The sequence below is a fragment of the Pseudomonas sp. RGM 3321 genome, assembly GCF_022836805.1.
Classification (GTDB): domain Bacteria; phylum Pseudomonadota; class Gammaproteobacteria; order Pseudomonadales; family Pseudomonadaceae; genus Aquipseudomonas.
Genome location: NZ_JALHBH010000116.1, coordinates 109032 through 135958 on the forward strand (window position 1 = coordinate 109032; position 26927 = coordinate 135958).

Here is a 26927-nt window from a genome sequence, read left to right on the forward strand (position 1 = left end):
CGATGCTGGGCTCGACACTTTGGCTGACACTGGCCACCCTCACCGGCCTGGCAGCCGGTTTTGCCCGTGAATGGCTGTTGGTAGCAGCCTGGGGTGCTGGCAGTCAGAGCGATGCCTTTCTGGTCTCGATGTTTTTGCCCGAAGCGCTGCGCATGTCACTGGCCGCGGGGCTGCTCAGCGCTGCCGCCCTGCCCCTTTATCAGCAACGTCCGGCTGACCGGCAACAACGCTGGCTGGGCGGCATGGCACCGCGTTTGTTATTGACCGGGGCAGCATTGAGCGCAGTGCTGGCGATCGGTGCCGGGTTTCTGGTGCGTCTTATCGGTCCGGGGCTGGACGCCGACGGCTATGCACAGGCAGCCAGCGGCCTGCGCTGGCTGGCCTGGTGCGCACCCGGCTTCATGCTCCACGCGCTGTTCTGCGTACCTTTGCAGGCGCGTTCGCGCTTCGTGCTGGCCGGGCTCGGCTCGCTGCTGTTCAACCTGCCGCCGGTCATCTACCTCGCCACGTTCAGCCACGCCGCAACGTCGACCGGGTTGGCCAGCGCTTGCGTACTGGGCAGCGTGCTGATGCCGGGCGTGTTGTTGCCTGCCCTGTATCGTTCGGGATGGCGGCCCTGGCAGTGGCAATCGGAAGCCGGTGCCGTGCGCGAACTGCTGCAACGCATCGGTCCACTGCTGAGCAGCAACCTGGCCAGCCAGGGCCTTGCCTTGCTCGAGCGAATGGTCGCGTCGTTGCTCGGTGAAGGCGCGGTCACCTGGGTCAATCTGGCGCGTAAACTGATCAACCTGCCGCTTATTGCATTGATGAGCCTGAACCAGGTACTGCTCGGGCTGATGAGCGGCAGCGCGGGCGAGCAGCGTTTGTCGCTGCTCAGACGCGGGCTGGGCAGCGCCACATTGCTGACCCTGCCGGCCGTGGCCGGGCTAATCGGTGCAGCCGGCGCGCTGGTGACCCTGTTGCTGCCTAATCAGAGCCATGAGGGTCCGCTGCCAGAGCTGTTGGCCTGGTTTGCCGTGCCGTTGATGTTCGGTGCCTGGAACGCCTTGCTGGCGCGCTACGCCTACGCCGCCGGTGACACGCGCCTGCCGCTCAACTGCGAGTTGATCGGCAGCCTATGCAACGCGCTGCTGTTGGCGACGCTGCCCTTCGTCTTCGGCCTGACCGGCATCGCCATCGCGGCACTGGGCGGCGCGCTGGTCACAGGCGTGCTGCTGATGCGCCGTCAGGCGTTGCTCGGCGTTTTGCCGTGGCGCAGTCACTGGCTGCTGGCGAGCCTGCTGATGATCTTCGCCGCCCTGCTCCTGCACCCGCTTCACGACACCTGGCTGCAATTGGGCCTGAGCTGCGTTTACGGCACTTTGCTGCTGGTCGGGCTGGCGTTGTGGCTCAAACCGTGGCGCAACGTGCCTGCCTGATCGGCCGACTGCCGACAGGCCTCCCTGAACCGCTCCAGGCTCGGCGAGACGAACTTGTCGCGGTGAGTGATCATGAAGAACCGACGATTGAGCGGCGGCAGCGGGCTGGCGAGTGTGCGCAACTGCCCGCTCAGCAGCAGATCGGCGACGATACGACGGGACAGACAACTGATGCCAATGCCTTGAGCGAGGGTGCGCATTATCGCTTCAGAACTGCCTACCTGGCGCATGTCCTGCAGATCGTGCAAATGCCTGAGCAACAAGTGCTCGACCTCTTCCCGGGTCCCCGAACCCTGCTCACGCAACAGCCATTCAGCGTTCTGCAGCTCCCCCAGCGAAACCTGCTGTTGCCGGGCCAACGGATGAGCGCTGCCGGCAACAATGACCATTTCATCGACCAGCCACGGCTCAGCGATCAGCTCCGGCAGGTGGCACGGTGCCTCGATGAGGCCCATGTCGATTTCAAACTGCGCTACCTTGCGAGCAATCAGTGTACTGTTGCCAATGTCCACATCGACTCGCAGCAGAGGCGTCGAACTGCGCAGTGCGCCGACTATCTGCGGCACGACGTAATTGCCAATGGTGCTGCTACTGCCGATTCGCAGACGAGCATTCAAGGTCGCGTCCGGCAATAGAAAGCTGTCTTCGATCTGCTGGGCGTTTTCCAGCATTTTCATGGCACGCGGCAGCAGTGCCTGACCGTTGTCGTTGAGGACCAGCCGCTTGGCCACCCGGTCGAACAGCCGGGTACCCAGTGCGCTTTCCAGCTCGTTCAATGCCGCACTGGTAGCCGATTGGGACAAAGACAATGCATGACCCGCGCTGGTGGTACTGCCACAGCGGGTGATTGCGCAAAAAATCTGTAATTGACGCAGATTGAGTCTCAAGGCTGAACTCCATAGCCGGGCAAACCTACCTGAAAATCAGGTAACAAGAAGATAGATTACCCGTTTAAAAGATTTTCCGTGACTGCGTAGACTGAAAACCTGTTCCCCATTCAGCAGCAGGACACGGCCATGAGCAGGTTCACCATTATCAACAAGGGCAACGCGCCTCTCGCAGCGCTGACGAGCCCGCTGGAGGCCGTTCGACAATTCACCCCCAACTGGTTCGCAGTGACCATGGGCACCGGAATTTTGTCACTGGCGCTGGCGCAACTGCCGGGAGACCTTGCTGCATTGCGCACGCTGGGTGAAGCGTTATGGTTCCTGAACATCGGTCTGTTCATCCTCTTCAGCGTCATGTACGCCAGCCGCTGGCTGCTGTTTTTCAACGAGGCGCGTCAGGTGTTCGGGCATTCCACCGTGTCGATGTTCTTCGGCACCATTCCCATGGGACTGGCAACTGTAATCAGCGGCCTGTTGGTGTATGGCCCGGCGCGCTGGGGCACTGCCATCGTGCCGCTGGCCGAAGCATTGTGGTGGCTGGATGTAGCAATGGCCCTGGCGTGTGGCGTGCTGATTCCGTTCATGATGTTTACCCGTCAGGAACACAGTATCGAGAAGATGACCGCTGTCTGGCTGTTGCCCGTGGTGGCAGCAGAAGTTGCAGCAGCCTGCGGCGGACTGCTGACCCCGCACCTCGCAGCCGCTGATTCGCAGTTCACCGTGCTGATCACCAGCTATGTGTTGTGGGCCTACTCGGTACCGGTGGCATTGAGCATTCTGGTGATTCTGCTATTGCGTCTGGCATTGCACAAACTGCCTCATGAAAGCATGGCCGCGTCGAGCTGGCTGGCACTCGGCCCTATCGGCACAGGCGCATTGGGCATGCTGGTGATGGGCAACGAGGCCCCGGCCATCTTTGCCGCCCACGGCCTGGCGTCGCTCGGCACGGTGGTGGCTGGCATCGGTGTGATGGTCGGTACGCTGTTCTGGGGGCTGGGGCTGTGGTGGATGGCGCTGGCGGTATTGATCACCGCGCGTTACTTCAAGCAGGGTATCGAATTCAATCTGGGCTGGTGGGCATTTACCTTCCCGCTCGGCGTGTATGCGCTGGCGACACTGAAACTCGGCGCTACCCTGCACCTGCGTTTTTTCGACGTGTTTGGTGCCGGGCTCGTCGCGCTGCTGGCACTGATGTGGTCGGTGGTATCGGCACGTACTCTGGCAGGCGCCTACCGGGGGCATCTGTTCGTCTCGCCGTGCATTGCTTCGAGCCAATATGTCCGCCGGTAATTTGCCTTGAACTTACCTCGCGGACGAAGCGCCTGAGAGAAACATCTTCAGGACAGAGAGCACTCATGCATACCTCAGAATTTTCCGGTAACTACGGCGCTCGCGATGAAAACATCGTTATCAATTCGTATACCACGGTGTTGCGCAGGAACGGCGTTCCCCATGACCTGTTTGCCACCTACTGGCGCGATGTTCACGGCCCTTTGTGCGCGAGACTCGAGGGCCTTGGCTGGTATGTGCAGCATCACCTGACGCGTGAAAAGGATGGTCATTTGTGGCCGCTGATCGAAGGCGTCACGCCACTGCCGGGCTACGTGCTGGATGGTGGTGTGGAGATCGGCTTTCTATCCGCCGAAAGTCAGCAACAATTCAAGGACGCCAGCGCTCTGCTGTTCTCCGACGAGCAGAACATGTTTGAGCAAACCATTGCTTACGACGTGCCGGACGGCTCCAGCACACTGGTGGATCGCCTGCCCGATCCGATCCCCAACGAAACAGCCACGCTGGACAAAATGCACCTGCATTTCCATCTCGCCAGCGATAACCTGCCCGCCGCCCGCAAGGCCATTGAAAAGCTCGTCAGTGAAATGGCCGCGGCCGATGCCGTACTCAAACTGCGCCTGCACCTCGCGCAGCCCTACGACAATGCCCAGCCGGCACCGCCTGCTCCCGATGTTGATCACAAGGTCGAGGCGTCACGCCTGAACATCATCATGGTGGAACTGGTGTTCGAATCGGCCTGGGCCCGTCGAACCTATTACGCCAGCGAGCACTTCAAGGCCATCACTCAAGGCATCAGCGAGCACGTGCGTTACATCACGCCATTTGGCGTCAGCGGTGTCTATACCTACGTGCGCGATGCAGTCATGACCACCGCAGGCATACGTGGCAGCAGACAGGCGGAGCTGATCCGTCAGATAGGCGCCATCAATCAGACCCGGCCCGAGATCGAAAGCCTGTTCGGCGCGGCGTCGACATCTTGAAAGACCGTTGAGCTGACAGTTATCTCATCCTGCACGATTCAGGAATCGTGCTTTACTCAGCAAAATGGAATTGGGTGACGCCTGTGAAAGCTCTGACGACTCGTGAGGTGTATCAGCAACTGCGGGATGCTGCGATGGGTACACGGTCGCTGAAGCTTGTCGGTACACCCTCCGGCTCCGGGCTGCAACAGGTCGACATCGACGGCTGGCTGCTGACGCTGGAAATAACTGAAGGCAGTCCGACTCGCTGTCGTGCGTGTTGCTGCCCGCAAGGTCGGGAAGGCTCGTTCGAAAGCTGGCTGCGCACCGACCCGGTCAGTTTGCTCAGTGGCTGGGAGCATGCGCAGATCGAGCGGTTGTTGGGTGAGGCGGCAGCCGAGCAGCCTGGGCTCGATCAGGTTCGGGGTCAGTTACCAGACTTTCAATGACCGGTGCTTTAGCGTGCCGGATTATGTTTGGCCGAGGCACCTCTCGTTTAGCGTGGGAATGCAGTTCGTGACGCTATGCGTTATACGGCGGTTTTTCTTTGTCAGGTGGGTTAGAGCTCGGCTCAGGTCACCTTTTCGTCCCTCGGCGAGTTACTTCGATAACGTCGCACTCCGCGTCTTCAGTGCCATGGTGATTGAAAAGCGCTTTGCCTGGAATCGGCCCATTGCTGAATCGATTAACTAGGCGTTAAATAGCTGCTCAAACGATAGGCAGCACCATAATTCCAATAATTACAGAAGGACCACCACCATGAAATCCCTTCCCCTGCTCGTCGGCCTCGGTGCCCTCACAGCCGCTTCCAGTGTGTTTGCCTGGGATTACGTGCTGCTCGACACCGACAAGGCTGCGCAGAATCAGCAGATCACCAGTCAGCAACTGGGCGTCAAGACCGACAAGCCGTTCACTGTCACGATGCGAACCCTGCACGGCGGTCGTCAGGAAGGCGTGAGCATCATCGATATCGATAACGGCACAATGAAGCTTTCGGTGGTGCCTACCCGCGGCATGAACGTGCTACAGGCATCGGTGGGTGATGTACGCATGGGTTGGGATTCGCCGGTCAAGGATGTGGTCAATCCGGCCTTCATCGAACTCAATGGCCGTGGCGGGCTGGGCTGGCTGGAGGGCTTCAACGAACTGGTGACCCGCTGTGGCTACGAGTGGGTGGGCCACCCGGGCATGGACAACGGCGAACTGCTGACCCTGCACGGCCGCGCGGCCAACATTCCGGCCAGCAAAGTGACGCTGCAGATCGACGAAAAGCCGCCTTATGCGATCCGCCTCAAGGGTGAGCTGAAGGAACAGGCGTTCAAGAAAGTCGACTTTTCGGTGCAGACCGAACTGGTCACCGAGCCAGGCAGCACGAGCTTTTCGCTCAACGATACGCTGACCAACAATGGCGATTATCCGAAGGAATACCAGGCGCTGTACCACAGCAACTTCAGCACACCGTTCCTTGAGCAAGGGACGCGCTTCGAAGCACCGGTCAAGCAGGTTTCACCGTTCAACGAGAAGGCCAAGGGTGATCTGGGCGACTGGCAGACCTACCGTGCACCGACGCCGGATTATGACGAAACGGTCTACAACGTCGTGCCTTATGGCGATGCCAAGGGCGATACGCTGACCGTGCTGCACAACAAGGCAGGCAGCCTGGGTGTGTCGGTCGGTTTCAATACCAGGCAATTGCCGGTGTTCTCACTGTGGAAAAACACTGACACCAAAGGCCAGGGTTACGTGACCGGGCTGGAACCGGGCACCAGCTTCTCCTACAACCGCCGCTTCCAGCGTCCACTGAATCTGGTACCGACCATTGCGCCCAAAGAGCAACGTCAGTTCCAGATCATCTACAGCCTGCTGGCTGACAAGGGCGCGGTCGACAAGGCGCTTGGCCAGGTCAAGAGCATTCAGGACCGTCGCGAGACTGAGGTGCGCAAAGAGCCGCTGGTGGACCTCAGCAAAGAGCAATGAACTGCAGGGCAATGATCAGCGCCTGAAGCAAGGCCGGGCTTTGACGTACCCACAACGTTGAAGTCCGGCCTTGAAACGTTACGGTCGTAAAATATTCTGACAACCCTTCAGGCATTTGTGTGTCTACACACTCTCAACCCTTCAATGAAGAGCACGAATATGAAAATCCTGATGGTTTTGACATCCCATGACCAACTGGGCGACACCGGCAAGAAAACCGGCTTCTGGCTCGAAGAGTTTGCAGCGCCTTACTATGTGTTCAAGGATGCCGGTGCCGAGGTCACGTTGGTATCGCCTGCTGGCGGTCAGCCACCGCTTGACCCGAAAAGCGACGAGCCCGATGCACAAACCCCGGAAACCGAGCGTTTCGCCAAGGATACCGATGCCCAGAAAGTGCTGGCCAATACTGGTCTTCTGTCGGGCATAAACGCTGCCGACTTCGATGCAGTGTTCTACCCCGGCGGCCACGGTCCGCTGTGGGATCTGGCCGAAGACAAGCACTCGATCGCCCTGATCGAAGCATTCGCCAAGGCAGACAAGCCTCATGGTCTGGTGTGTCATGCGCCGGGCGTGCTGCGCCGCGTGAAAGCGTCGGACGGTCAGCCGCTGGTCAAGGGTCGCCGCGTCACCGGCTTCACCAATGGCGAAGAAGAGGCCGTTGGCCTGACCAATGTCGTGCCTTTCCTGGTTGAAGACACGCTCAAGGAACTGGGTGGTGACTACTCCAAGGGCGATGACTGGAGCGTCTACGTACTGACCGACGGCAAGCTGGTCACCGGACAAAACCCGGCCAGCTCTGCACAGGCTGCCAAAGACGTATTGACCCTGCTGAGCTGACACGTTTTTGCGGTTCGGGGCCGAAAAAGACTGCTCCGGACCGCGTGTCGTATAAATCGAATCTTGCAGAACCGTCAGTGACCAATCAACAGATAACCCGACACTCTGGAGTACGGTCATGGCAGATGAATCCAAACGCGAAGACCTCGATCACAAACCGGAAAACGCCGGTAAAGTGGGCGAGAAGAACAAGCAGCTCAATCAACAGGGCGAGCAACCGCGGCCTGGTACTTCGCCAGACCCGCAGCAAGACAAGTCCAGCAACTGACCACGCGTCAGAGCAGACCGCGCTCGGCGCAGACCTTCACAACTTGTTCACGCAGCCAGCCACTGGCCTCGTCCTGATCGGCCTGGGCACTCCACAGCATGTCCAGACTGAAACCGGGCAGGTCCGGCGGCAGCTCAAACACGGCAATCCAAGGTTCGTTACCCAGCAGGGTTTGAATGCGCCGGGGCAGAACCAGTATGAAATCAGTGCCCTCGAGCAATTGCAGCGCGGCGCGGTAACTGTTGGCGCGCGCAACAATGTTGCGCTCCAGCCCTTGCCGTTGCAGCCAGCCATCGACCATGTTGGTACCGGACGTCCACGGCGTCGGGTACACGTGGTGGTGCCCGATGAAGGTCTGAATGTCCATCAGGGCACTGAGCGGCGCGAACCGGGCGTCCATGACGCAGACAAGGTCATCCTCAAGCAACACTTGTGAAATCAGGCTGTCCGGGACTCGGTGAAAGCCCGGTCCGAAGCACAGGGCGAGGTCAAAACGACCGTCGTTCAATTGCTCGGCGGGCAACTGCTTCTCAAGTTTCTGTACATTGACCGTTACCGAAAAGCCAGCGGCGACAAAGTCGCGCATCAAGTGCGGCAATACCAACAGCTCGAAATACTCGGGGGCACATACCGTGAAGGTGGTTTGCCTGCGGGTCGGATCAAACAGGCTCAGGCCGTCGTGACACAAATTGACCGACTCGAGAATCTGCTGCACATGGGCGTGCATGGCCAATGCCTTGCGGGTCGGACGCATACCATTGCGGGTGCAGATAAACAGATCGTCTTCGAAGTTGGCGCGCAGCTTTTTCAGGCAGTAGCTGACCGTTGACTGACTGACATGCAACGCATCTGCGACCAGGGTCAGGTTGCGCTGTTCATACACCGAGACAAAGACCATCAGGTCCTGCATGTCCAGCTTTCTCAGGGCATTACTGTTGAGCATTGAGGCATCTCGCTGGCACTGCGACCGGACGATCAGGTCCACGCGGACAAGATAGCATCAAAATGCAATCATGCCGCCCCCTCGCCAATAATGACCGGTTTGACGCCGGCGCTGCGCAGGTGCTCAGCATAGCGTCGGGGATCGAGTCGCACCACCATCAACAGCATGATCGCGACCAACGCCATCAGTAACCACCATGCGCCTGCAAAGCTGCCCGTCGAGTCGCGGATTACTCCGGCAAATAGCGGCGACAGACTGGCGATCAGGTAACCCACGCCCTGCACGAATGCGGTCAGGCCGCCTGCCTGCCGAGGATCATCGGCATGGTCCATCGCCACAATCAGGCTCATCGGAAACAAACCGCCGATACCCAACCCCAGCAAGCAGGTCCACAGCAGGCCCAGCCGCTGCGGCAGCAGAATCAGCCCGGTAAAACCGATCTTCATCAACACCAGCAGCACCGCCAGCGCCACGCGCTTATCGCGACTGCGGTTGGCCAGCGCCGGAACCAGCAGACCCGATGCGACCTCCATCAGGGTCAGAAAGCCCAGCAACAGCCCGGCATCCTGCTCGCTCCAGCCGTTCTCCAGATAATACGGCGCAAGCCAGGCCAGCACGCAGGTATAGGACGCAGTACCGAGGCCAAAGAAAACTCCCAGCATCCAGGCCCGAGGCATGTGGAAAAAAGCCTGCCGGGGCCCGGCAGCGCTTGAAGCAGAATCGAGAAGCAGACGAGCGAGGGTTGCCAAGCCGATAAGCGACAGTGACAGGAGGATGCTGCGATGCGTCCCCAGGTAACGCGCGATGCCGATGCCGAAAAACATCGCCAGCCCCATGGCCATAATCGGCAGCATGGTCAGTAACGACGCCACCCCGAAGCCCAGCGGCACCTCCAGACGAATCGCCGCAAGCAACGGACCGACCGCAGCCATCGATGGGCGCAGGTTGAGCGCCACCAGTACGATACTGACCATCAACCCCATATTCCGAACCGCCAAGCTACGCACTGCATACCGTCACCATCACTTTCGATGGTCAGGATTAGGCCGGGCGCATTCTCATATGACAAATCAAAATCTGGGTGCCGCTATTTAAATATCAGTTCCACAATGACGCGGGCAGTTTCAGGCATTCTGCCGAGGGCATTTGCAGTTCGCTACGCGGCCGTGCTGCTCGGGCTCGGGCTCGGGCTCGGGCTCGGCAACTTCATCGACGCCCAGCCACCATGTCAAACCGCGACACGGGTATTGCACATAGAACGGCTGGCCCATCATCGGCGTGGTGATCGAGACATTCTGCTCCCAGGCCAGCGCCAGGATACGATCGAACGGTTCATGCCAGGCATGCATCGACAGGTCGAAGGTGCCGTTGTGAATCGGCAGCAACCAGCGGCCACGCAGGTCCAGATGTGCTTGCAGCGTCTGCTCGGGTTGCATGTGCACATGCGGCCATTCGACGTTATAGGCCCCGGTTTCCATCAGAGTCAGATCAAACGGCCCGTATTGCTCGCCGATGGTCTTGAAGCCATCAAAGTAGCCGCTGTCGCCACTGAAAAAGATCCGCTGATCGCCGTCGATCATCACCCAGGACGCCCACAGGGTGCGGTTGCTGTCGAGCAGCGTACGCCCGGAAAAATGCTGCGAAGGCGTAGCGACAAACTCGATGCCCGCCACTTCGGTGGACTGCCACCAGTCCAGTTGGCGGACCTTGTGCGCGGGTACGCCCCATTCAATCAGCGTATCGCCCACACCAAGCGGTGCCAGAAAATGCTCGGTCTTGTCGGTCAGCGCCTTGATCGCCATACAATCCAGATGGTCGTAGTGGTTGTGCGAAAGGATCACCGCCTTGATCGGCGGCAACTCTTCCAGGCTGATCGGCGGCTGGTGAAAGCGCTGCGGCCCCGCCCACTGCACCGGCGACGCGCGCTCGGCAAACACGGGGTCGGTCAACCAGAACTGGTCGCGTAATTTGAGCAGGACCGTCGAATGCCCGAGGCGATACACCGTTTTGTCCGGCGCTGCCAGCAACTGCTGACGCGACAGCGGCTGTACCGGGATTTCGCCTGCTGGGCGCGTATCCTTGGGCTTATTGAATGCCTGATCCCAGAAAATGCCGAGTGTTCGCAGCAGACTTGCCGGTTTCATCGTCGCGTGGTTCCGATATCGCCCCTCATGACGGGACAGAACAGGCAGTGAAGAAGCATCCTTTTTCAGATGTGTCGAGGCCATGGTTTGCTGACTCCTGGGGACAGGTTGAGGCTCCAGCCGTGCATACTTTGTACGTGATCCCGTTGCAGGATGCTCGATGAAAAATATGTAACAGTGTTTTACACTACACGGTGTAGTTTTAAGCTTGCATGATCCTTGGCGACAAGTAAACTGCTGAGTGTAACTTTCTCTAAACGTCCGTTTGAAGCGAACCTATGACCGCACCCATGCGCCTCACCGATCAGAAACGCGAATCCATCGTCCAGGCAGCTATTGCCGAATTTGGCGATCGTGGTTTCGAGGTCACCAGCATGGACCGCATCGCTGCACGGGCCGAGGTGTCCAAACGCACGGTCTACAACCATTTCCCCAGCAAGGAAGAACTGTTCGCCGAGATGCTGCAGCGTCTGTGGAGCTGTGCTCCGCCGCAATCGGAAGTGATTTATCACCCCAATGTCAGTCTGCGCGAGCAACTTCGAGACCTGCTGTGGGGCAAGATGCGCAATCTCACCAACAGTAATTTTCTCGACCTGGCGCGTGTCGTGGTGGGCGCGACCATTCACTCGCCCGAGCGCGCTCAGGTGTGGATGGCCCGTATCAATGAGCGCGAAGAAACCTTCAGCGCGTGGATCCGGGCAGCCCAGAAAGGCGGCCGTCTGAAGCCGGTCGACCCCGGTTTCGCGGCGACGCAGATGCACGCGCTGCTCAAGTCGTTCGCATTTTGGCCTCAGGTAACCTTCAATGCCGCACTGCTCAACCCTCAGGAGCAGAGTGATGTGGTCGAGTCGGCGTTGAACATGTTTCTGGGCTGGTACGAAGTGACTCCCTGACGCTTCTGATTCATTTGTTCAGTCGAGCACGACGCCCCGGCATTCGCCAAAGCCAATCGATACCTGCCCTTCCCGATGACAACGGGCACGCAGGATCACTTCGTCGCCGGCTTCCAGGAATATGCGCTTTTCACCGTTGGGCAACGCCACTGACTGCTTGCCGCCTGCGGTCATCTCCAGCAGGCTGCCGTGCTGACCTGCCTGAGGGCCGGACAGCGTACCGGTGCCAAGCAGATCGCCCGGTTGCAGCTTGCAGCCGTTGACGCTGTGGTGCGCGACCATCTGCGCCACGGTCCAGTACATGTTCAGCGAATTGCTCAGACCCAGCCGGTAAGGCTCCAGCCCCTCGGCCTTCATCTGCGCGGTCAGCAGCAGCACTTCCAGCTCGATGTCCAGCGCGCCACCCTGCTGGTCATTCTGATCAAGCAGGTACGGCAGCGGCTGAGGATCGCCCTCCGGACGCGCTGGCTGGGGGCTGCGAAAGGGTATCAACGCTTCGGCGCTTACCACCCAGGGCGAAATCGTCGTAGCAAAGCTCTTGGACAGAAACGGTCCCAGCGGCTGGTACTCCCACGCTTGAACGTCACGCGCCGACCAGTCGTTGAGCAGACAGAACCCGGCGATGTGTTGGGCGGCCCGGTCAATCGCGATGGCATCACCCTGCGCATTCCCCGGCCCGATCCATACACCCAACTCCAATTCGTAATCCAGGCGTTTGCAGGGACCGAAAACGGGAGCGTCCTGACCCGGCGCCAGGGTCTGCCCATTGGGCCGCCGGACCGGCGTACCGGATGTGCAGAGGGTCGATGCCCGGCCGTGGTAGCCAATCGGCACATATTTGTAGTTGGGCAGCAGCGGGTTCTCGGGACGGAACAGCTTGCCGACGTTCAGTGCATGATGAATACCGACGTAGAAGTCAGAATAATCACCCACTCGCGCCGGCATGTGCAGGCAGCACTCGCTCATCGGCAGCAGCAAACCTGCAACGGCCTGCACACTGTCACGTTGCGGGTTGTCCGCATCCAGCAGTTGCAACAATGCGCTGCGCAGTGCCTGGCGGGCTGGCGCGCCCAGCGCAAAAAAATCGTTGAGCTGATCGCGGCTGGCCACTTCGGCAGCTTCGGCAGCCTGCCCGTGAAAAACCCCCGCGGCTGTCGCTGCGCGCATATCGACAATCAGATCGCCAATCGCCACGCCACCACGCGGTCCGGTAGCGCCGTGGCTGAACACGCCCAGCGGCAGGTTCTGCAACGGAAAATCAGCGTGCTCGTTGGCCGATGCCACCCAGCTGCGACGATTGAAAGAGCCAGTCATTGGCGCGGTTCCTTGTTGAATGTCCTGGCCATGCCCTTCCAGCAGGCATCGTAATCGGCTTGCAGTTGCGGGCAGCCAAGCGCGTGGCGGCTGGGGCGCAATACCTTGCCGGTCTCGAACATGAAGGCCATGGTGTTTTCGATCCTGTGCGGTTTCAGCTCGGCAGTAATGGCCTTTTCTGCGGTGACATTATCCGGGCCATGCGCGCTCATGCAGTTGTGCAGCGAGACGCCCCCGGGCATGAAGCCTTCAGCCTTGGCGTCGTAGGCCCCATCGATCAGGCCCATGAATTCGTTCATCAGGTTGCGGTGGAACCATGGCGGGCGAAAGGTGTTTTCCGCCACCATCCAGCGCGGCGGGAAGATCACGAAATCGATATTGGCCTGGCCGTGGGTGGCCCCCGGTGAAGTCAGCGCAGTGAAAATCGACGGGTCCGGGTGATCGTAACTGACCGTGCCGATGGTGTTGAAACGCCGCAGATCATACTTGTACGCAACGTTGTTGCCGTGCCAGCCCACCACATCAAAGGGCGAATGCTCCAGGTGTGTCGACCACAGTTCACCGAGGAACTTCTGCACCAGCTCCATCGGTTGCTGATTGTCTTCGAACCAGGCCACCGGCGTCAGAAAATCACGTGGATTGGCCAGCCCGTTGCTGCCGATCGGGCCAAGCTCTGGAAGGCGCAAGGCGCAACCGTGGTTCTCGCAGATGTAACCACGGGCGCTGCTGTCGAGCAGTTGCACACGAAACTTCATGCCTCGCGGCAGGACGGCGATTTCCAGCGGCTCGATGTCCAGCAGACCTAATTCGGTGATGATTCTGAGTCGCCCCTGTTGCGGCACAATCAACCATTCGCCATCGGCGTTGAAAAAGGCGCGCTGCATCGAGGTGTTGGCTGCGTATACATAGACGCTGACACCGTCTGCCTGATCCGCCGCCGAGGTACTGGCCAAGGGGATCAGACCGTCAATGAAATCGACAGGCTCGGCGGGGATATCGAAAGCATTCCAGCGCAGCCGGTTGGGGTTGATCGGGCCCTGCTCCTGACCGGCGATCTGCCGACTCATGCGTTGGTAACGCGGATGGGCTGCCGAAGGCTTGATGCGATAAAGCCAGGTACGCCGGGCTTCGCTGCGCGCGACCGTGAAGGCAGTGCCCGAGAACTGCTCGGCATACAGCCCCAGCGGATGCTTCTGCGGAGAGTTCTGGCCAATCGGCAATGCTCCGGGCAGCACCTCGCTGCTGAACTGATTGCCAAAGCCCGACTGATAGACCAATGCGTCGGAACGAGAGTTAATAGCCATCTGGACCTCTTGTTGTTATGGGGTCGGGCAGAGACGGGTGAATTATCATTTAACGTAAAACGATTACGCATAACGTAATTTGAGTTTGCCAGCCGGTCAAGCTATAAAGCTGCCTTTCCCGATCGGCGCACAGCACCCATGACCCAGGACATCGAAAGCCCGACAGGCGGACGTCAGCAAAAGGTTCAGGCCGCCGAAGTGGGGCTGGGCGTGCTCAAGGCGCTGGCCGAACTGTCGCCCTCCACTTCCCTGTCGAAACTGGCCGAGCATCTGGGCATGCCAGCCAGCAAGGTTCATCGTTATCTACAGGCGCTGATTGCCAGTGGCTTTGCCGAACAGGATGCTGTCAACAATCACTACGGACTGGGGCGCGAAGCGTTGCAGGTCGGGCTGGCCTCACTCGGCAAACTGGATGTACTGAAAGTATCGGCACCGTGGCTGGCCAGCCTGCGTGATGAACTGAACCAGACCTGCTTCCTGGCGGTATGGGGCAACAAAGGGCCGACCGTGGTGTATGTCGAACCGTCGATGGGCGCAGTGACGCTGGTGACGCAAATCGGCTCGGTGCTGCCGTTGCTCGGCTCGTCTACCGGCTTGGTGTTCGACAGCTTTCTGAACGAGCACAAAACCGCTGCGCTTCGCGAGCAGGAAGTGCCTTTGCTGAGTGCCGACCAGTTGCGCGACGTCAAGCTGCATATCGAGCAGATCCGTACGACGGGCGTCCACCAGATTCAGGGCTTGCTGATGCCGGGCATAAACGCAGCCTCTTCGCCGCTGTTCGCCATGGGTGACAAGCTGGTGGGCGTGATTACCGTGGTTGGGCCGGGATCGGTGTTGAACGACGAGACGCAGAATCTGGCCGCCAGACGGCTTTTGCAAACGGCGGTGGCGATCAGCGAGCGCATGGGGGGTAGCCGTCCGTCAGACTGACGTTTGCGTTTGCCGCGACGCACGTGGGTCTCTCAAATATATTCATAGCAAACCATGTGCAGGTACAGATCCATGACGCTCGACTATCGGGTGGAAGCGGTTGATACCCTGGCAAAACGGCTCGCTCCCTGCCAGCCGTGAATCAAGCGACCTTCGACGCGATTACGCCCTTTGGTTCCGGCCATCAGCCTGGTCAAGCGGCTTTGCTGAGCGCCGAAGGTGCAAGCCTCGTCGAAATAGAGAAAAGCCGTCTCATAGGGTGGTCATTAAATTGGCAGTGAAAACCGCTACGCAGTTTCCATACCCTTGCGCCACCAAACCTGAACACTTCGTTACGACAGGGTAATACTGGCCTTAGTTGGATACATGCCCGCCACGCTAGTTGCTCAAGAAGTTGTTACAGGTATCCGGCTTTCTGACGATACAGCTTCTGAGCTGTCCGAAAACAGCTGCCGATACGCTACTGTGAGAGGTGCTCCAATGCCAATGTATCGAACGTTGCTTCTCCGGTGTGGCGCAAGCGCATGTTGGCAGGGGGCTTTTACCGCTGCCGGCACAGCGGCCTTGCACATCGATCGCTTCGTGTTTCAGCTGCGATCAGCTTATCGCGATGGCCTCAAATGAACACTTATCCGGTCGGCGATGATGACGAAGAACGTATTCGTATCTTGAATGCTTTTTCGTTGATGGACACCCCACCTGAGCACGAATACGATCAGATCGTGCAAATGGCATCGCGGATTTTCGATGTGCCCATTGTGCTGATTTCGCTGGTTCATCACGATCGGCAATTCTTCAAGGCGCGTGTTGGCCTCGATGTCTGCGAAACGGGCCGTGACGTCTCATTCTGTAATTTTGCGCTCCTGGGCCGTAACGTTTTTCTGGTGCCTGATGCATTGCAGGATGAGAGATTCAGCTCAAACGCCCTGGTGTCAGGCGCTCCCTATATTCGCTTTTATGCCGGGGCGCCGCTGATAACCGCCAGCGGTCATGTGCTGGGCAGCCTGTGCCTGATCGACAATAAACCTCGGGAGACTTTCTCGCAGCGAGATCAATTGGTTCTTCAGGACCTGGCGATCATGGTCATCGAAAGAATGGAGTTGCGTCGGCTCGCGCTCGAGAATGAAGACAGCCACGCCCGCTTCATGAATATCACCTCGACTTCACCCGACGCGATTATCTGCTCGGACAGCAAAAACCGGATCATCTCATGGAACAACTCGGCCGAGCTCATTTTCGGGCATCGATCCGAGGACGCCATGGGAAAGCCTCTCGACATCATTATTCCGCCCGAAATGCGCTCCAGACATCATGCAGGTTTGTCGAGGGTGGCTTCAGGCGGCCCGACCTCCATTATCGGAAAGTCCATTAACCTGACGGCCATACATCGCGACGGTCATACAATCCCGATCGAGCTTTCGCTCTCACAATGGACGTATGCCGGCGAGCCACAATTCGGAGCGATCATTCGTGACATCACCCAGCGTGTCGAGGCGGACAAATTACTCAAGCATGCGGCCGAATACGATCACCTGACCGGGCTTGCCAATCGATCGACGCTCAAGAGGCGGATCAAGGAGGCGTGCGATGCTCAGCTTTCAGCAGCCATCCTGCTGATCGATCTGGACGGCTTCAAGGACGTCAACGACACGTTGGGCCACGCTGCGGGTGATTTTGTGCTCCAGGTGACCTCTCTTCGTCTTCGCAAAAACGTCCCGGCCAGCCATATGGTCGCCCGACTGGGCGGCGATGAGTTTGTCGTATTCCTGTCAGACACGGCAGACCCTGACAAGGCGACCAAGCTGGGCCTGGCGCTCATCGCAGTCATTGAGGAACCGATTGAGTTTGAAGACAATTCTATCTACATCGGCGCCAGCATCGGCGTCTCCGTAAGGTCCGGCTCCGACTACGACGAGGAGCAAATGCTCGGCAATGCGGATCTGGCGCTCTACCAGGCCAAGTCTGACGGACGCTCCCTTGTTCGCGCCTTCACCTCCGAGCATCGACAGACTGCGTCAAGAAGAGGCGCGCTCAGCTCATCGATGCGTCAGGCATGGGCCAACAAAGAGTTCGAGCTGTACTACCAGCCTCAGGTACGACTTGCGGACAGTCGTATTACCGGAGCTGAAGCCCTTATACGCTGGAACCATCCAACACTGGGTGTGATGTCCCCGGCGTTTTTTCTGCCGGCACTGGAGGCAGGCCTTCTTGCGGTACCGGTGGGCGAATGGATCCTGCGTTCAGCCTGTGAGCAGGCAGCTCAATGGCGAACTACCGGCTGTGACGAATTTCGCATCGGCGTCAATCTGTTCGCCGCTCAGTTTCGCATGCGTGACTTTGCCGAAATGGTTGAAAGTGCACTTGAAGACTTTTCCTTGCCGGCACACTCACTCGAGCTGGAGATCACGGAAAACATCATCCTGCGAAACGAACAACGCATTATGGAACCGCTGCGCCACCTTCGCTCATTGGGTGTGGGCATTGCATTCGACGATTTCGGTACCGGCTATGCGTCCCTGAGCCTGCTGAAAGACTATCCAGTGACACGACTGAAAATTGACCGCTCATTCGTAAGTGGCGTGGAGCGCAGCAAAAAAGACGAAGTCATCATTGAGGCCGTTATCAGGCTGGCGAACGGCTTCAATCTCCAAGTCACGGCAGAAGGCATAGAAACCCGCGAGCAGGAAAGTCTGATGCGCCATTATGTGTGCGACGAGGGTCAGGGCTATCTGTATGGTCGCCCCATGCCGGCTCATGAATTCACCGAGCGCTATATCTCGTCTCGCAATCGGCAAGCTGAAGTGCTCAAGCGAAAATGACTCAGAACGAGCCTGGGCAGGCTCGCCTGATCGCACAAGACGGATGCTTCTTATGCTCAGTCCGGCGTAAGTACACCGCGCTGGATCTGGTCTCGTTCGATGGATTCGAACAGCGCCTTGAAGTTGCCTTCGCCAAACCCGTCATCACCCTTGCGCTGGATGAATTCGAAGAACACCGGGCCCATCAGGGTTGCGGAGAATATCTGCAGCAGCAATCGGCGCTCGCCGCCTTCTGAAGAACCATCGAGAAGGATGCCGCGCGATTTAAGTTCAGTTTCCGGCTCACCGTGATCGGGCAGTCTTCCCTGAAGCATTTCGTAGTAAGTATCCGGCGGCGCAGTCATGAAACGCATGCCGGTTGCCTTCAGCGCGTCCCAGGTCTTGATCAAGTCATCGGTAAAGAACGCCACATGCTGAATGCCTTCGCCGTTGAACTGCATCAGGAACTCTTCGATCTGCCCGGCACCCTTGGACGACTCTTCGTTAAGGGGAATGCGGATCATGCCATCCGGGGCGGTCATGGCCTTGGAGGTCAGGCCGGTGTATTCGCCCTTGATGTCGAAATAGCGCAGCTCGCGGAAGTTGAACAGCTTTTCATAGAACCCGGCCCAGTACGCCATGCGCCCGCGATACACGTTGTGGGTCAGGTGATCGATGAATTTAAGGCCGGCACCAACCGGGTGGCGGTCGACGCCGTCGATGAAGTTGAAGTCGATGTCGTAGATCGACGTGCCTTCACCGAAACGGTCGATCAGGTACAGCGGCGCGCCACCGATGCCCTTGATGGCGGGCAAGCGCAATTCCATGGGGCCGGTGGCGATTTCCAGCGGCTGTGCGCCCAGTTCAAGTGACCGGTTGTAGGCCTTTTGCGCGTCTTTCACGCGGAACGCCATGCCGCACACCGAAGGGCCATGTTCGGCGGCAAAGTATGAGGCCAGGCTGTGCGGCTCGTTGTTGAGGATCAGGTTGATCGCGCCCTGACGATACAGGGTCACGTCCTTGGAGCGATGGGTCGCGACTTTGGTGAAACCCATCATCTGAAACACAGGCTCCAGGCTGTTGGGGGTCGGTGACGCGAATTCGATGAACTCAAAGCCCATCAGGCCCATGGGGTTTTCGTAGAGATCAGCCATGACTGGCTCCTTGCAGGAAAGTGAGAGTGGTTAAACCAGCGCAATCACTGTCCTGCAGGCGGCGCACACGGGATCCCTCGCACACTGCGCGCGAGAAAATCACCGAATATCAGTTGCAGACCAAGAATCTTCATGAGGGCAGCCTACTCCGGCTTGTCCGATTGCGCATCAGGGTGTGCCTGTTGAAAGGCCGGATGTTGCATGGCCAGACGCTCGACCCGCTGGATACGCGGGTATGCACTCAGTTCGATGTTGTAGCGATGGGCTGCATACAGCTGTGGTAACAGGTAAATATCCGCGAGGCCGGGGCTCATGCCAAAGCAGAAGCCGTCCTTTTCGATCAACTGCTCGACAGCCTGCAAACCTTCGCCGATCCAGTGCTCGATCCAGCTCAGGATAGCGGGTTCGTCGTAACCCAGACCGCGTAACCGGTCGAGTACCGAAACGTTGTGCAAGGGGTGAATGTCACAGCCGACCAGCGTCGCAACGGCCCGCTGGCGAGCACGCAGAACGGCATCCTGCGCCAGCAACGCAGGCTGCGGGTAGCACTCTTCCAGGTATTCAATGATCGCCAGTGACTGGGTGATGACCACGCCATCGTCCAGCCTCAATGCAGGCACCCTGCCCTGCGGGTTGACCGCCTTATAGCTGGGTGTGCGCTGTTCGCCGCCATCAAGCAGCAGGTTGACCGGGATCGCAGCGTAATCCAGCCCTTTGAGGGCCAACGCAATACGCACACGGTAACTTGAGGTCGAGCGGTAGTAGGTGAATAGGTCCACGGAAGTCGCCTGCCTGACGCAAGGGTGCTGTGCTTGTTATTTTCGTAACCACATTACGTAATGCGTAAATTGCGCGATCCGCCTGACGCTGTCAACTCAAGCCTCGTGCTGAATGAGCTAGGATGCATTAACCCGATAAAAACAACGCTGGGTGCCTGCATGAATATTCTTTATGACGAACGCATCGACGGCGTGCTGCCCGCGGTCGACAAGCAGCAATTGCTGCATGAGCTACGAAGCCAACTGCCCGACCTGGACATCCTGCATCGTGCCGAAGAGCTGCGCCCCTACGAGTGCGACGGGTTATCGGCCTATCGCACCACGCCGATGCTGGTGGCGTTGCCACGGCATGTCGAAGAAGTGCAGACGCTGCTCAAACTGTGCCATGCGCATCGCGTGCCGGTGGTCGCTCGCGGCGCGGGCACCGGGTTGTCGGGGGGAGCACTGCCGCTGGAAAAAGGCGTGCTACTGGTCATGGCGCGCTTCAATCAGATCCTCGCTATCGACCCGGCTGCTCGTCTGGCGCGGGTCCAGCCCGGCGTACGCAACCTGGCCATTTCCCAGGCAGCGGCACCCCACGGTCTGTATTACGCACCCGACCCGTCTTCGCAAATAGCCTGTTCCATCGGCGGTAACGTGGCAGAAAATGCAGGCGGCGTGCATTGCCTCAAATACGGACTGACCGTGCACAACCTGCTCAAGGTCGAGATACTGACCGTCGAAGGCGAGCCCATGACCCTGGGCAGCGACACGCTGGACTCACCGGGCTTCGACTTGCTGGCACTGTTTACCGGCTCCGAAGGCATGCTCGGTGTCATTACCGAAGTCACGGTCAAGCTGCTGCCCAGGCCGCAGGTGGCCAAAGTGCTGCTGGCGGCGTTCGATTCTGTGGAAAAAGCCGGCCGTGCGGTGGCCGAAATCATTGCCGCTGGCATCATCCCCGGCGGGCTGGAGATGATGGACAATCTGGCGATTCGCGCCGCCGAGGATTTCATCCATGCAGGCTATCCGGTTGATGCAGAAGCCATCCTGCTTTGCGAGCTGGACGGGGTTGAAGCCGATGTACACGCCGATTGCGAACGGGTTCGCGAGGTATTGACACTGGCTGGCGCGACCGAAGTGCGTCAGGCGAAAGACGAGGCCGAACGGGTGCGCTTCTGGGCCGGGCGCAAGAACGCATTCCCCGCCGTGGGCCGTCTGTCACCGGATTACTACTGTATGGACGGCACCATCCCGCGACGCGAGTTGCCAGGAGTATTGCGCAGCATCAAGGAGTTGTCAGCGCAGTACGGACTGCGCGTGGCGAATGTGTTTCATGCTGGCGATGGCAACATGCACCCGCTGATCCTGTTCGATGCCAATCAACCGGGTGAGCTGGAGCGCGCCGAGGCACTGGGCGGCAAGATCCTTGAGCTGTGCGTCAAGGTCGGCGGCAGCATCACCGGCGAGCACGGTGTCGGTCGCGAGAAGATCAACCAGATGTGCGCGCAGTTCAACAGTGATGAACTGACTTTTTTCCATGCCATCAAGGCCGCATTCGACGCCAGCGGTCTGCTCAATCCCGGCAAGAACATCCCGACCCTGCATCGCTGCGCGGAATTCGGTGCCATGCATGTTCATGCCGGGCAATTGCCGTTTCCCGAACTGGAGCGCTTCTGATGAGCGAGATGGACAAAGACGTCAGCCAGGCTCTGCTCGAGCGGGTCGATCAAGCGCTGCGGGACAGCACGCCATTACGTATTCAGGGGGGCAACAGCAAGGCCTTTCTTGGCCGTGAGACAGCAGGCGAGGTGCTCGATACCCGCGAACACCGTGGCATCGTCAGTTACGACCCGACAGAACTGGTGATCACCGCCCGCGCCGGTACGCCGCTGAGCGAGCTGATGCAGGTGCTCGACGCCGCAGGCCAGACGTTGCCCTGCGAGCCGCCCGGCTTTGACTCCGCAACGCTCGGCGGCATGGTCGCCGCTGGATTGTCGGGCCCGCGCCGCCCCTGGAGCGGATCGGTGCGTGATTTCGTGCTGGGCACCCGGGTCATCACCGGCCTCGGCAAGCACCTGCGCTTCGGCGGCGAAGTCATGAAGAACGTTGCAGGCTATGACGTTTCACGCCTGATGGCGGGCAGTTTTGGCTGCCTTGGGGTGCTGACCGAGGTGTCGCTCAAGGTGCTGCCCAAACCGCGTCGGTGCAGCAGCATCGCGCTGGAGATGGACAGCTCGCAAGCCTTGGCCCGCCTCGCCGAATGGGGTCAGCAACCGATGCCCATCAGCGCAGCCAGCCACGACGGTCGAGTGCTGCGCCTGCGTCTTGAAGGCGGCGAAGGCTCGGTAGCAGCAGCCCATGAGCGGCTCGGTGGCGAAGTGTTGGATGGCGCGTACTGGCAGCAGTTGAATGAGCAGCGTCTGCCCTTTTTTCTGGACCCGCGACCTTTATGGCGGCTCTGCGTACCTGCCGACAGCGCCGCGCTCGCCCTGCCAGGCGAACAACTGATCGACTGGGGCGGCGCGCAGCGCTGGCTGAAATCCGATGCAGACGGCGAAACCATTCGAGCGATCACGACGGCGGCTGGCGGACATGCAACCTGCTACAGCCAGGGCGTTGTCGACAGCCCATTCCACCCGCTGGCCGCACCTGTACTGCGTTACCACCAGGCCCTCAAGGCCCGGCTCGACCCGCAGGGCATTTTCAACCTCGGCCGACTGTACGCGGAGTTTTAAGCATGCAGACCACATTGAGTGAACACGCCAGAACCCTACCCCGCGCCGAAGAGGCCGAACGCATCCTGCGCAGTTGCGTGCATTGCGGTTTCTGCAACGCCACCTGCCCGACCTATCAACTGCTGGGTGATGAACTGGACGGCCCGCGCGGCAGAATATACCTGATCAAACAGGTGCTCGAAGGCCAGAAAGTCACCGAAAAAACCCGCTTGCACCTGGACCGCTGCCTGAGCTGCCGCAACTGCGAGACCACCTGCCCGTCCGGCGTGGATTATCACAATCTGCTGGATATCGGCCGTGCAGCGGTTGAGGCTTTGGTGCCCCGCCCGCTTGGCCAGAGGTTGCTGCGCGAAGGCCTGCGCCAGGTAATTCCCAATACCGGATTGTTCCGTTTGCTGACCGGAATGGGCATGAAACTCAGACCCTTGTTGCCGCAGACACTGGCAACCAAATTGCCTGCAACAGTCCATCCTGCCGGGCTTCGGCCTATCACTCGTCATGCACGTCAGGCGCTGCTGCTTGAAGGTTGCGTGCAGCCAGGCCTGTCACCTAATACCAACGCTGCCACGGCACGGGTGCTTGATCGTCTGGGCATCGGTATTACTGCAGTCGGCAACGCCGGATGCTGCGGCGCCGTGGATTATCATCTGAATGCACAGGACGCAGGCCTGGACCGGGCGCGGCGCAACATCGACGCCTGGTGGCCCGCGCTCGAAGGCGGTGCCGAAACCCTCATCCAGACGGCCAGCGGTTGCGGTGCATTCGTCAAGGACTACGGCCATTTGCTGCGCCACGACCCCGCCTATGCAGACAAGGCCAAGCGCATCAGTGCGCGCACAAAGGATCTGGTCGAAGTGCTGCGTGACGAGCCGCTGGAAACCCTGGGCATCAAGGTTGACACGCGACTGGCGTTCCACTGTCCATGTACCTTGCAGCACGCACAGAAACTCGGTGGTGAAGTGGAACGCGTGCTGACTCGTCTAGGCTTCAACCTGACCCCGGTGCCGGACGGCCATTTATGCTGCGGCTCTGCCGGCACCTACTCAATCACTCAGCCAGCCCTGGCCCGTCAATTGCGCGACAACCGCATGAACGCGCTGGAAAGCGGCAAACCTCAGGTCATCGCCACTGCCAATATCGGTTGTCAGACTCACCTGGCCAGCGCCAACCGAACTTCGGTACGGCACTGGATTGAGCTGATTGACGAAGCGCTTGGCACTCCAGAATCTCGCTGCACTCCTATCCAATAACCACTGCTCCGGAGCAACCCATGAAAATCAAAGCCGTCCTTACCCAGACCGAAGTGAGCCTGATGCTCGGTGCCGCACGCGACGAGGCCCAGGCCAATGGCTGGGCTGTGGCCATCGCTGTCGTTGATGACGGCGGCCATCTGCTGGCGTTCGAGCGGCTGGACGACGCGTCGCCGATCAGCAGCTATATCTCGATCGAAAAAGCCCGTACTTCGGCACTCGGCAAACGTGAGTCCAAAGGTTACGAAGAGATGGTCAACGGCGGGCGTATGGCATTTCTCAGCGCCCCGCTGCTGACCTCGCTGGAAGGCGGCGTGCCGGTCATCGTCGATGGCCAGGTGATTGGCGCGGTGGGTGTCTCCGGCGTCAAGGCCGAGCAGGATGCGCAAGTGGCCAATGCCGGCATCGCGGCGCTGAATGCCGACTGACAGTTCAAGCCCCCGATGACAAAGACAACCGGCCACTGCGTCTGCGTCATCGGCCGTGGCAGGTTTGGCGGGAGCAACTACAACCTGTAGATCGAAATCCAGCTCATGTCCGGGTGGGTCGAGTAAATATACGTACCGGTCCTGTTGAGTACCGCGCCGCCCACCGAAGGAAAGTAGGCGATACAAGTGGCGATTCCTTTCACGGTGTCGATCCGGTAGACGTCGTAATTGCAGGTGTAGATCGCATACACATAGCGCTCATCCGGCGTAACGCCTATGACTTTTACCGGATAGCCCTGGGTACCTATCTTCTCCCGATAAAACATTTTGTTGGTGGCGGCATCGATAATGTAGACCTCGTCGATTCCGCCCACATATAGCCAAGCGCCATCGGAACTGAAGGCCATCGATCGCGGATCGGAAAACCCGGGAATATCATACTGCAGGTAATCCACCTTGCTGATTGCAAGAACATCGGTGGGTGCCGTCCGGTCGACCAGCATCGTCGCGTAAAACCGGTCATTCAGAGGGCTGATCCCGAGGGCCAGCGACGCATTGGTCAGGGCACCCAGATCAAACTCGTTTTCGACCGTGTAGTTCTCGGTCTCGATCAGGCGGATAAGCCCGCCAAGCGCATTCTGAAAGGACAGGCAGATAAACCGGCCATCCGGGCTGCACAGGATCCGGTTGACGTTGGCTGCCGGAAGTATCCTGATGACCTCGCGCAAGCGCGTGTCCACCACGTAGCACCTCTTCTGGCCAATGGTGTAAAGCCGTTTCCCATCGGGGCTCAGGGTAATCGCACCCGCGCCTGCCCGCTTGATACTGCCGACCACGCTTGCACTGGCGATGTCGACCACGCTGACTTCGCGGCCACTCTCATGAGCGACATACAGCGTAGTTTCATCGGGACTGATAACGATCTCAGCGGGTACAAAGCCCAGCGGGATGATGCCGGTTAACCATGCGATGTCCAGAGGAGCGCCTGAACCTACCGGGTCTGCGATGTGAGTCAAAGCTCTAACGTTTTGAGATGCTCTTTTTTGCATTTCTCTCACCCTTCAATAGGTCTTGTAAGACCGCCAGGACGGGGAATAGATAAGAAGATATATCCCCGTCATCCAACGATGCGGCCAAGACACTTATGCCGCTCCGATCCAAAAACGTAGGGTCATTGAATACTCAACACGAGGTGATGGGTACTGTCAGAAATAACAGTCGGGACGCGTCGAAACCGTTCGAATGAGGGTATCGACAGCGTTGCAGGACAGGGCCGTCGGGCACTCCAGCCCAGCGGCGGAAAGCCCGAAGCGCAACGACCACTGGTCAGCGTGATGGCCAGGGGGAAAGCATGCAGGGCTGGCCTTGAGAAATACTCAGGAGCTTTCCCGTACTACCAACTCAAACCCTACATCCACCTGCGAATGCTGCGTGACCCCGTCGAGCAGGCCCAGCAGCACCTGTGCTGCGCGCTGCCCGACTTCCTCCCTGGGCGTGCGTATCGAGGTCAGGCGCGGCACCATATGGGCAGAGCCGGGCAGATCGTTGAAGCCCACCAGCGATACGCGTTCGGGAATTGCGACGCCAAGACGCAAAGCCTCAAGGGCAGCGCCCTGCGCGAGGTCGTCATTGCAGAAGAAAACCCCGTCGACATCCGGATGTTGCTCCAGCAGGCGGGCAAACAACTCACCACCCAAGCCAATCGAGGACGACTGGGGCGTCGAGACCTGCAGTTCGGGGTCGAACAGCCCGGCTTCCTCCAGCACCTGGCGAAACCCTGCCCCGCGCTGCAATACGCGAGGGTCGAGCTGAGCGGCCATGTAAGCCAGTCGACGACGACCACGGCCCAACAGATGGCGTGCGGCTTCGGCCCCGGCCTGCTGTTGCGAGAAGCCGACGCAGTAGGCGCCCAGTCGAGTATCGAGTTCCATCATGTGTACGCAAGGTACGCCGCTGGTTTCAAGCATCTGGCGCGACGCCGAAGTGTGGTCAAAACCGGTCAGCAAAATACCCCGCGGACGATTGACCAGGTGGTTGCGCAGCAGTTTCTCCTCCTCGTCCGGCGAGTAGTGATAGTTGCCGATCACCACGTCCAGACCGCGGATACGCAACACCTCCTGAATGGCCTCCAGCGTCTCGATAAACAACTGGTTGGAAAGCGAAGGCACCAGCACCACGACGGTCTGGCTACAAGAAGAGGCCAGCGCCCTGGCTGCAGGATTGGCGACATAGCCCAGGGTGTGTGCCGCTGCGCGGACCTTTTCCGCCAGCTCCGGCGCAACGGTGGTAACGCCGCGCAATGCTCGGGAGGCCGTGATCGGCGACACGGCGGCAAGCCTTGCCACCTCATTGAGCGTAGGACGACCAGTAGAGCGGGAACCAATGCGGATCATGCGTTGCCAACTAACATAGGGGTTGCCAAATGTGTCGAATGCCCCATAAGGTAGCGCTGTCTCATGGAAGGTGACAATGCTTTATCGCTGGTTTCACATGGGCCACCCGGTCAGGGTAGCCGCGGAGAACAGCCTCCAATGCTTATTGATGAGCCCAAAACAACGACAAAAACTGGAACAGCCCGGGCTGAGCCTGATGTCCACCGGACAAAGACAGCGCTGTCTCCAGATGAGGTGCCTA

The 26927-nt window shown here is 59.3% G+C and carries 24 protein-coding genes; 14 read left to right on the plus strand and 10 right to left on the minus strand.

The window, feature by feature from the left end; genetic code table 11:
- Window positions 1-2: 2 nt before the first annotated feature.
- Window positions 3-1418 carry a lipid II flippase MurJ gene (locus RGM3321_RS19520; protein ID WP_244394463.1) on the plus strand — a complete coding sequence of 472 codons (1416 nt, stop codon included), beginning with the start codon at window positions 3-5 and terminating at the stop codon, window positions 1416-1418.
- Here the strand turns inward: RGM3321_RS19520 and RGM3321_RS19525 are convergent.
- Window positions 1352-2305, minus strand: a complete 954-nt coding sequence (locus RGM3321_RS19525; protein WP_244394464.1) for a LysR family transcriptional regulator — start codon at window positions 2303-2305, stop codon at window positions 1352-1354. The genes RGM3321_RS19520 and RGM3321_RS19525 overlap by 67 nt on opposite strands.
- A gap of 129 nt (window positions 2306-2434) precedes the next feature.
- Between RGM3321_RS19525 and RGM3321_RS19530 the strand changes: the two genes are divergently transcribed.
- The 6 genes from RGM3321_RS19530 (at window position 2435) to RGM3321_RS19555 (ending at window position 7639) form a co-directional block, all read left to right on the plus strand.
- Window positions 2435-3595, plus strand: coding sequence for a TDT family transporter (locus RGM3321_RS19530; protein ID WP_244394465.1), 1161 nt, complete (start codon window positions 2435-2437; stop codon window positions 3593-3595).
- A gap of 65 nt (window positions 3596-3660) precedes the next feature.
- Complete coding sequence (locus tag RGM3321_RS19535; RefSeq protein WP_244394466.1) at window positions 3661-4578, plus strand: hypothetical protein; 918 nt, start codon at window positions 3661-3663, stop codon at window positions 4576-4578.
- An 83-nt stretch (window positions 4579-4661) separates the two neighbouring features.
- Complete coding sequence (locus tag RGM3321_RS19540; RefSeq protein ID WP_244394467.1) at window positions 4662-5006, plus strand: hypothetical protein; 345 nt, start codon at window positions 4662-4664, stop codon at window positions 5004-5006.
- Between the two features lie 310 nt (window positions 5007-5316).
- Window positions 5317-6534: an aldose 1-epimerase family protein gene (locus RGM3321_RS19545; RefSeq protein ID WP_244394468.1), complete on the plus strand. Its 1218-nt coding sequence runs from the start codon at window positions 5317-5319 to the stop codon at window positions 6532-6534.
- Window positions 6535-6693: 159 nt separating this feature from the next.
- Complete coding sequence (locus RGM3321_RS19550) at window positions 6694-7371, plus strand: type 1 glutamine amidotransferase domain-containing protein (protein WP_244394469.1); 678 nt, start codon at window positions 6694-6696, stop codon at window positions 7369-7371.
- Window positions 7372-7489: 118 nt separating this feature from the next.
- Window positions 7490-7639 (plus strand): hypothetical protein, encoded by a 150-nt coding sequence (locus RGM3321_RS19555; protein WP_244394470.1) that lies wholly within the window; start codon window positions 7490-7492, stop codon window positions 7637-7639.
- Between the two features lie 7 nt (window positions 7640-7646).
- On the opposite strand, the gene RGM3321_RS19560 is transcribed toward RGM3321_RS19555, so the two are convergent.
- From RGM3321_RS19560 to RGM3321_RS19570, 3 genes are all read right to left on the minus strand, one after another.
- Window positions 7647-8582, minus strand: a complete 936-nt coding sequence (locus RGM3321_RS19560; RefSeq protein ID WP_244394471.1) for a LysR family transcriptional regulator — start codon at window positions 8580-8582, stop codon at window positions 7647-7649.
- Between the two features lie 68 nt (window positions 8583-8650).
- Window positions 8651-9565 (minus strand): MFS transporter, encoded by a 915-nt coding sequence (locus RGM3321_RS19565; protein ID WP_244394571.1) that lies wholly within the window; start codon window positions 9563-9565, stop codon window positions 8651-8653.
- A 141-nt stretch (window positions 9566-9706) separates the two neighbouring features.
- Entirely contained in the window at window positions 9707-10810 is a 1104-nt protein-coding gene (locus RGM3321_RS19570) for an MBL fold metallo-hydrolase (protein ID WP_244394472.1), read from the minus strand.
- Window positions 10811-11004: 194 nt separating this feature from the next.
- On the opposite strand from RGM3321_RS19570, the gene RGM3321_RS19575 reads away from it, so the two are divergent.
- The gene (locus tag RGM3321_RS19575; RefSeq protein ID WP_005732625.1) at window positions 11005-11619 is read left to right on the plus strand and encodes a TetR/AcrR family transcriptional regulator; all 615 of its coding nucleotides are present in this window, start codon (window positions 11005-11007) and stop codon (window positions 11617-11619) included.
- An 18-nt stretch (window positions 11620-11637) separates the two neighbouring features.
- Here RGM3321_RS19575 and fahA read toward each other — a convergent pair whose 3' ends face one another.
- Together fahA and hmgA are read right to left on the minus strand one after the other, a co-directional pair.
- Window positions 11638-12933, minus strand: a complete 1296-nt coding sequence (gene fahA / locus RGM3321_RS19580; protein ID WP_244394473.1) for a fumarylacetoacetase — start codon at window positions 12931-12933, stop codon at window positions 11638-11640.
- A complete protein-coding gene (gene hmgA, locus RGM3321_RS19585; protein ID WP_244394474.1) occupies window positions 12930-14237 on the minus strand; it encodes a homogentisate 1,2-dioxygenase in 1308 nt (435 codons plus the stop codon). Before hmgA ends, fahA begins: the two co-directional genes overlap by 4 nt.
- 138 nt (window positions 14238-14375) lie before the next feature.
- On the opposite strand from hmgA, the gene RGM3321_RS19590 reads away from it, so the two are divergent.
- Entirely contained in the window at window positions 14376-15167 is a 792-nt protein-coding gene (locus RGM3321_RS19590; RefSeq protein ID WP_244394475.1) for an IclR family transcriptional regulator, read from the plus strand.
- A 620-nt stretch (window positions 15168-15787) separates the two neighbouring features.
- Window positions 15788-17986: an EAL domain-containing protein gene (locus tag RGM3321_RS19595; protein ID WP_244394476.1), complete on the plus strand. Its 2199-nt coding sequence runs from the start codon at window positions 15788-15790 to the stop codon at window positions 17984-17986.
- Window positions 17987-18042: 56 nt separating this feature from the next.
- Here the strand turns inward: RGM3321_RS19595 and hppD are convergent, their stop codons facing one another.
- Window positions 18043-19119 carry a 4-hydroxyphenylpyruvate dioxygenase gene (hppD, locus tag RGM3321_RS19600; RefSeq protein WP_244394477.1) on the minus strand — a complete coding sequence of 359 codons (1077 nt, stop codon included), beginning with the start codon at window positions 19117-19119 and terminating at the stop codon, window positions 18043-18045.
- 143 nt (window positions 19120-19262) lie between these two features.
- A complete protein-coding gene (gene maiA, locus RGM3321_RS19605) occupies window positions 19263-19898 on the minus strand; it encodes a maleylacetoacetate isomerase (protein WP_244394478.1) in 636 nt (211 codons plus the stop codon).
- A 159-nt stretch (window positions 19899-20057) separates the two neighbouring features.
- Between maiA and glcD the strand changes: the two genes are divergently transcribed.
- The 4 genes from glcD to RGM3321_RS19625 are packed head-to-tail and all read left to right on the plus strand — an operon-like array spanning window position 20058 to window position 24293.
- Window positions 20058-21557: a glycolate oxidase subunit GlcD gene (glcD, locus tag RGM3321_RS19610; protein WP_244394479.1), complete on the plus strand. Its 1500-nt coding sequence runs from the start codon at window positions 20058-20060 to the stop codon at window positions 21555-21557.
- Complete coding sequence (gene glcE, locus RGM3321_RS19615) at window positions 21557-22615, plus strand: glycolate oxidase subunit GlcE (RefSeq protein ID WP_244394480.1); 1059 nt, start codon at window positions 21557-21559, stop codon at window positions 22613-22615. The genes glcD and glcE overlap by 1 nt, the downstream gene beginning before the upstream one ends.
- Window positions 22616-22617: 2 nt before the next feature.
- Entirely contained in the window at window positions 22618-23865 is a 1248-nt protein-coding gene (gene glcF / locus RGM3321_RS19620; protein ID WP_244394481.1) for a glycolate oxidase subunit GlcF, read from the plus strand.
- Window positions 23866-23885: 20 nt separating this feature from the next.
- On the plus strand, window positions 23886-24293 hold the full coding sequence (locus RGM3321_RS19625) for a heme-binding protein (protein WP_244394482.1): 408 nt from the start codon (window positions 23886-23888) through the stop codon (window positions 24291-24293).
- Between the two features lie 77 nt (window positions 24294-24370).
- Here RGM3321_RS19625 and RGM3321_RS19630 read toward each other — a convergent pair whose 3' ends face one another.
- Entirely contained in the window at window positions 24371-25342 is a 972-nt protein-coding gene (locus RGM3321_RS19630) for a YncE family protein (RefSeq protein ID WP_244394483.1), read from the minus strand.
- Between the two features lie 327 nt (window positions 25343-25669).
- Window positions 25670-26686 carry a LacI family DNA-binding transcriptional regulator gene (locus RGM3321_RS19635; RefSeq protein ID WP_244394484.1) on the minus strand — a complete coding sequence of 339 codons (1017 nt, stop codon included), beginning with the start codon at window positions 26684-26686 and terminating at the stop codon, window positions 25670-25672.
- Between the last annotated feature and the right edge of the window lie 241 nt (window positions 26687-26927).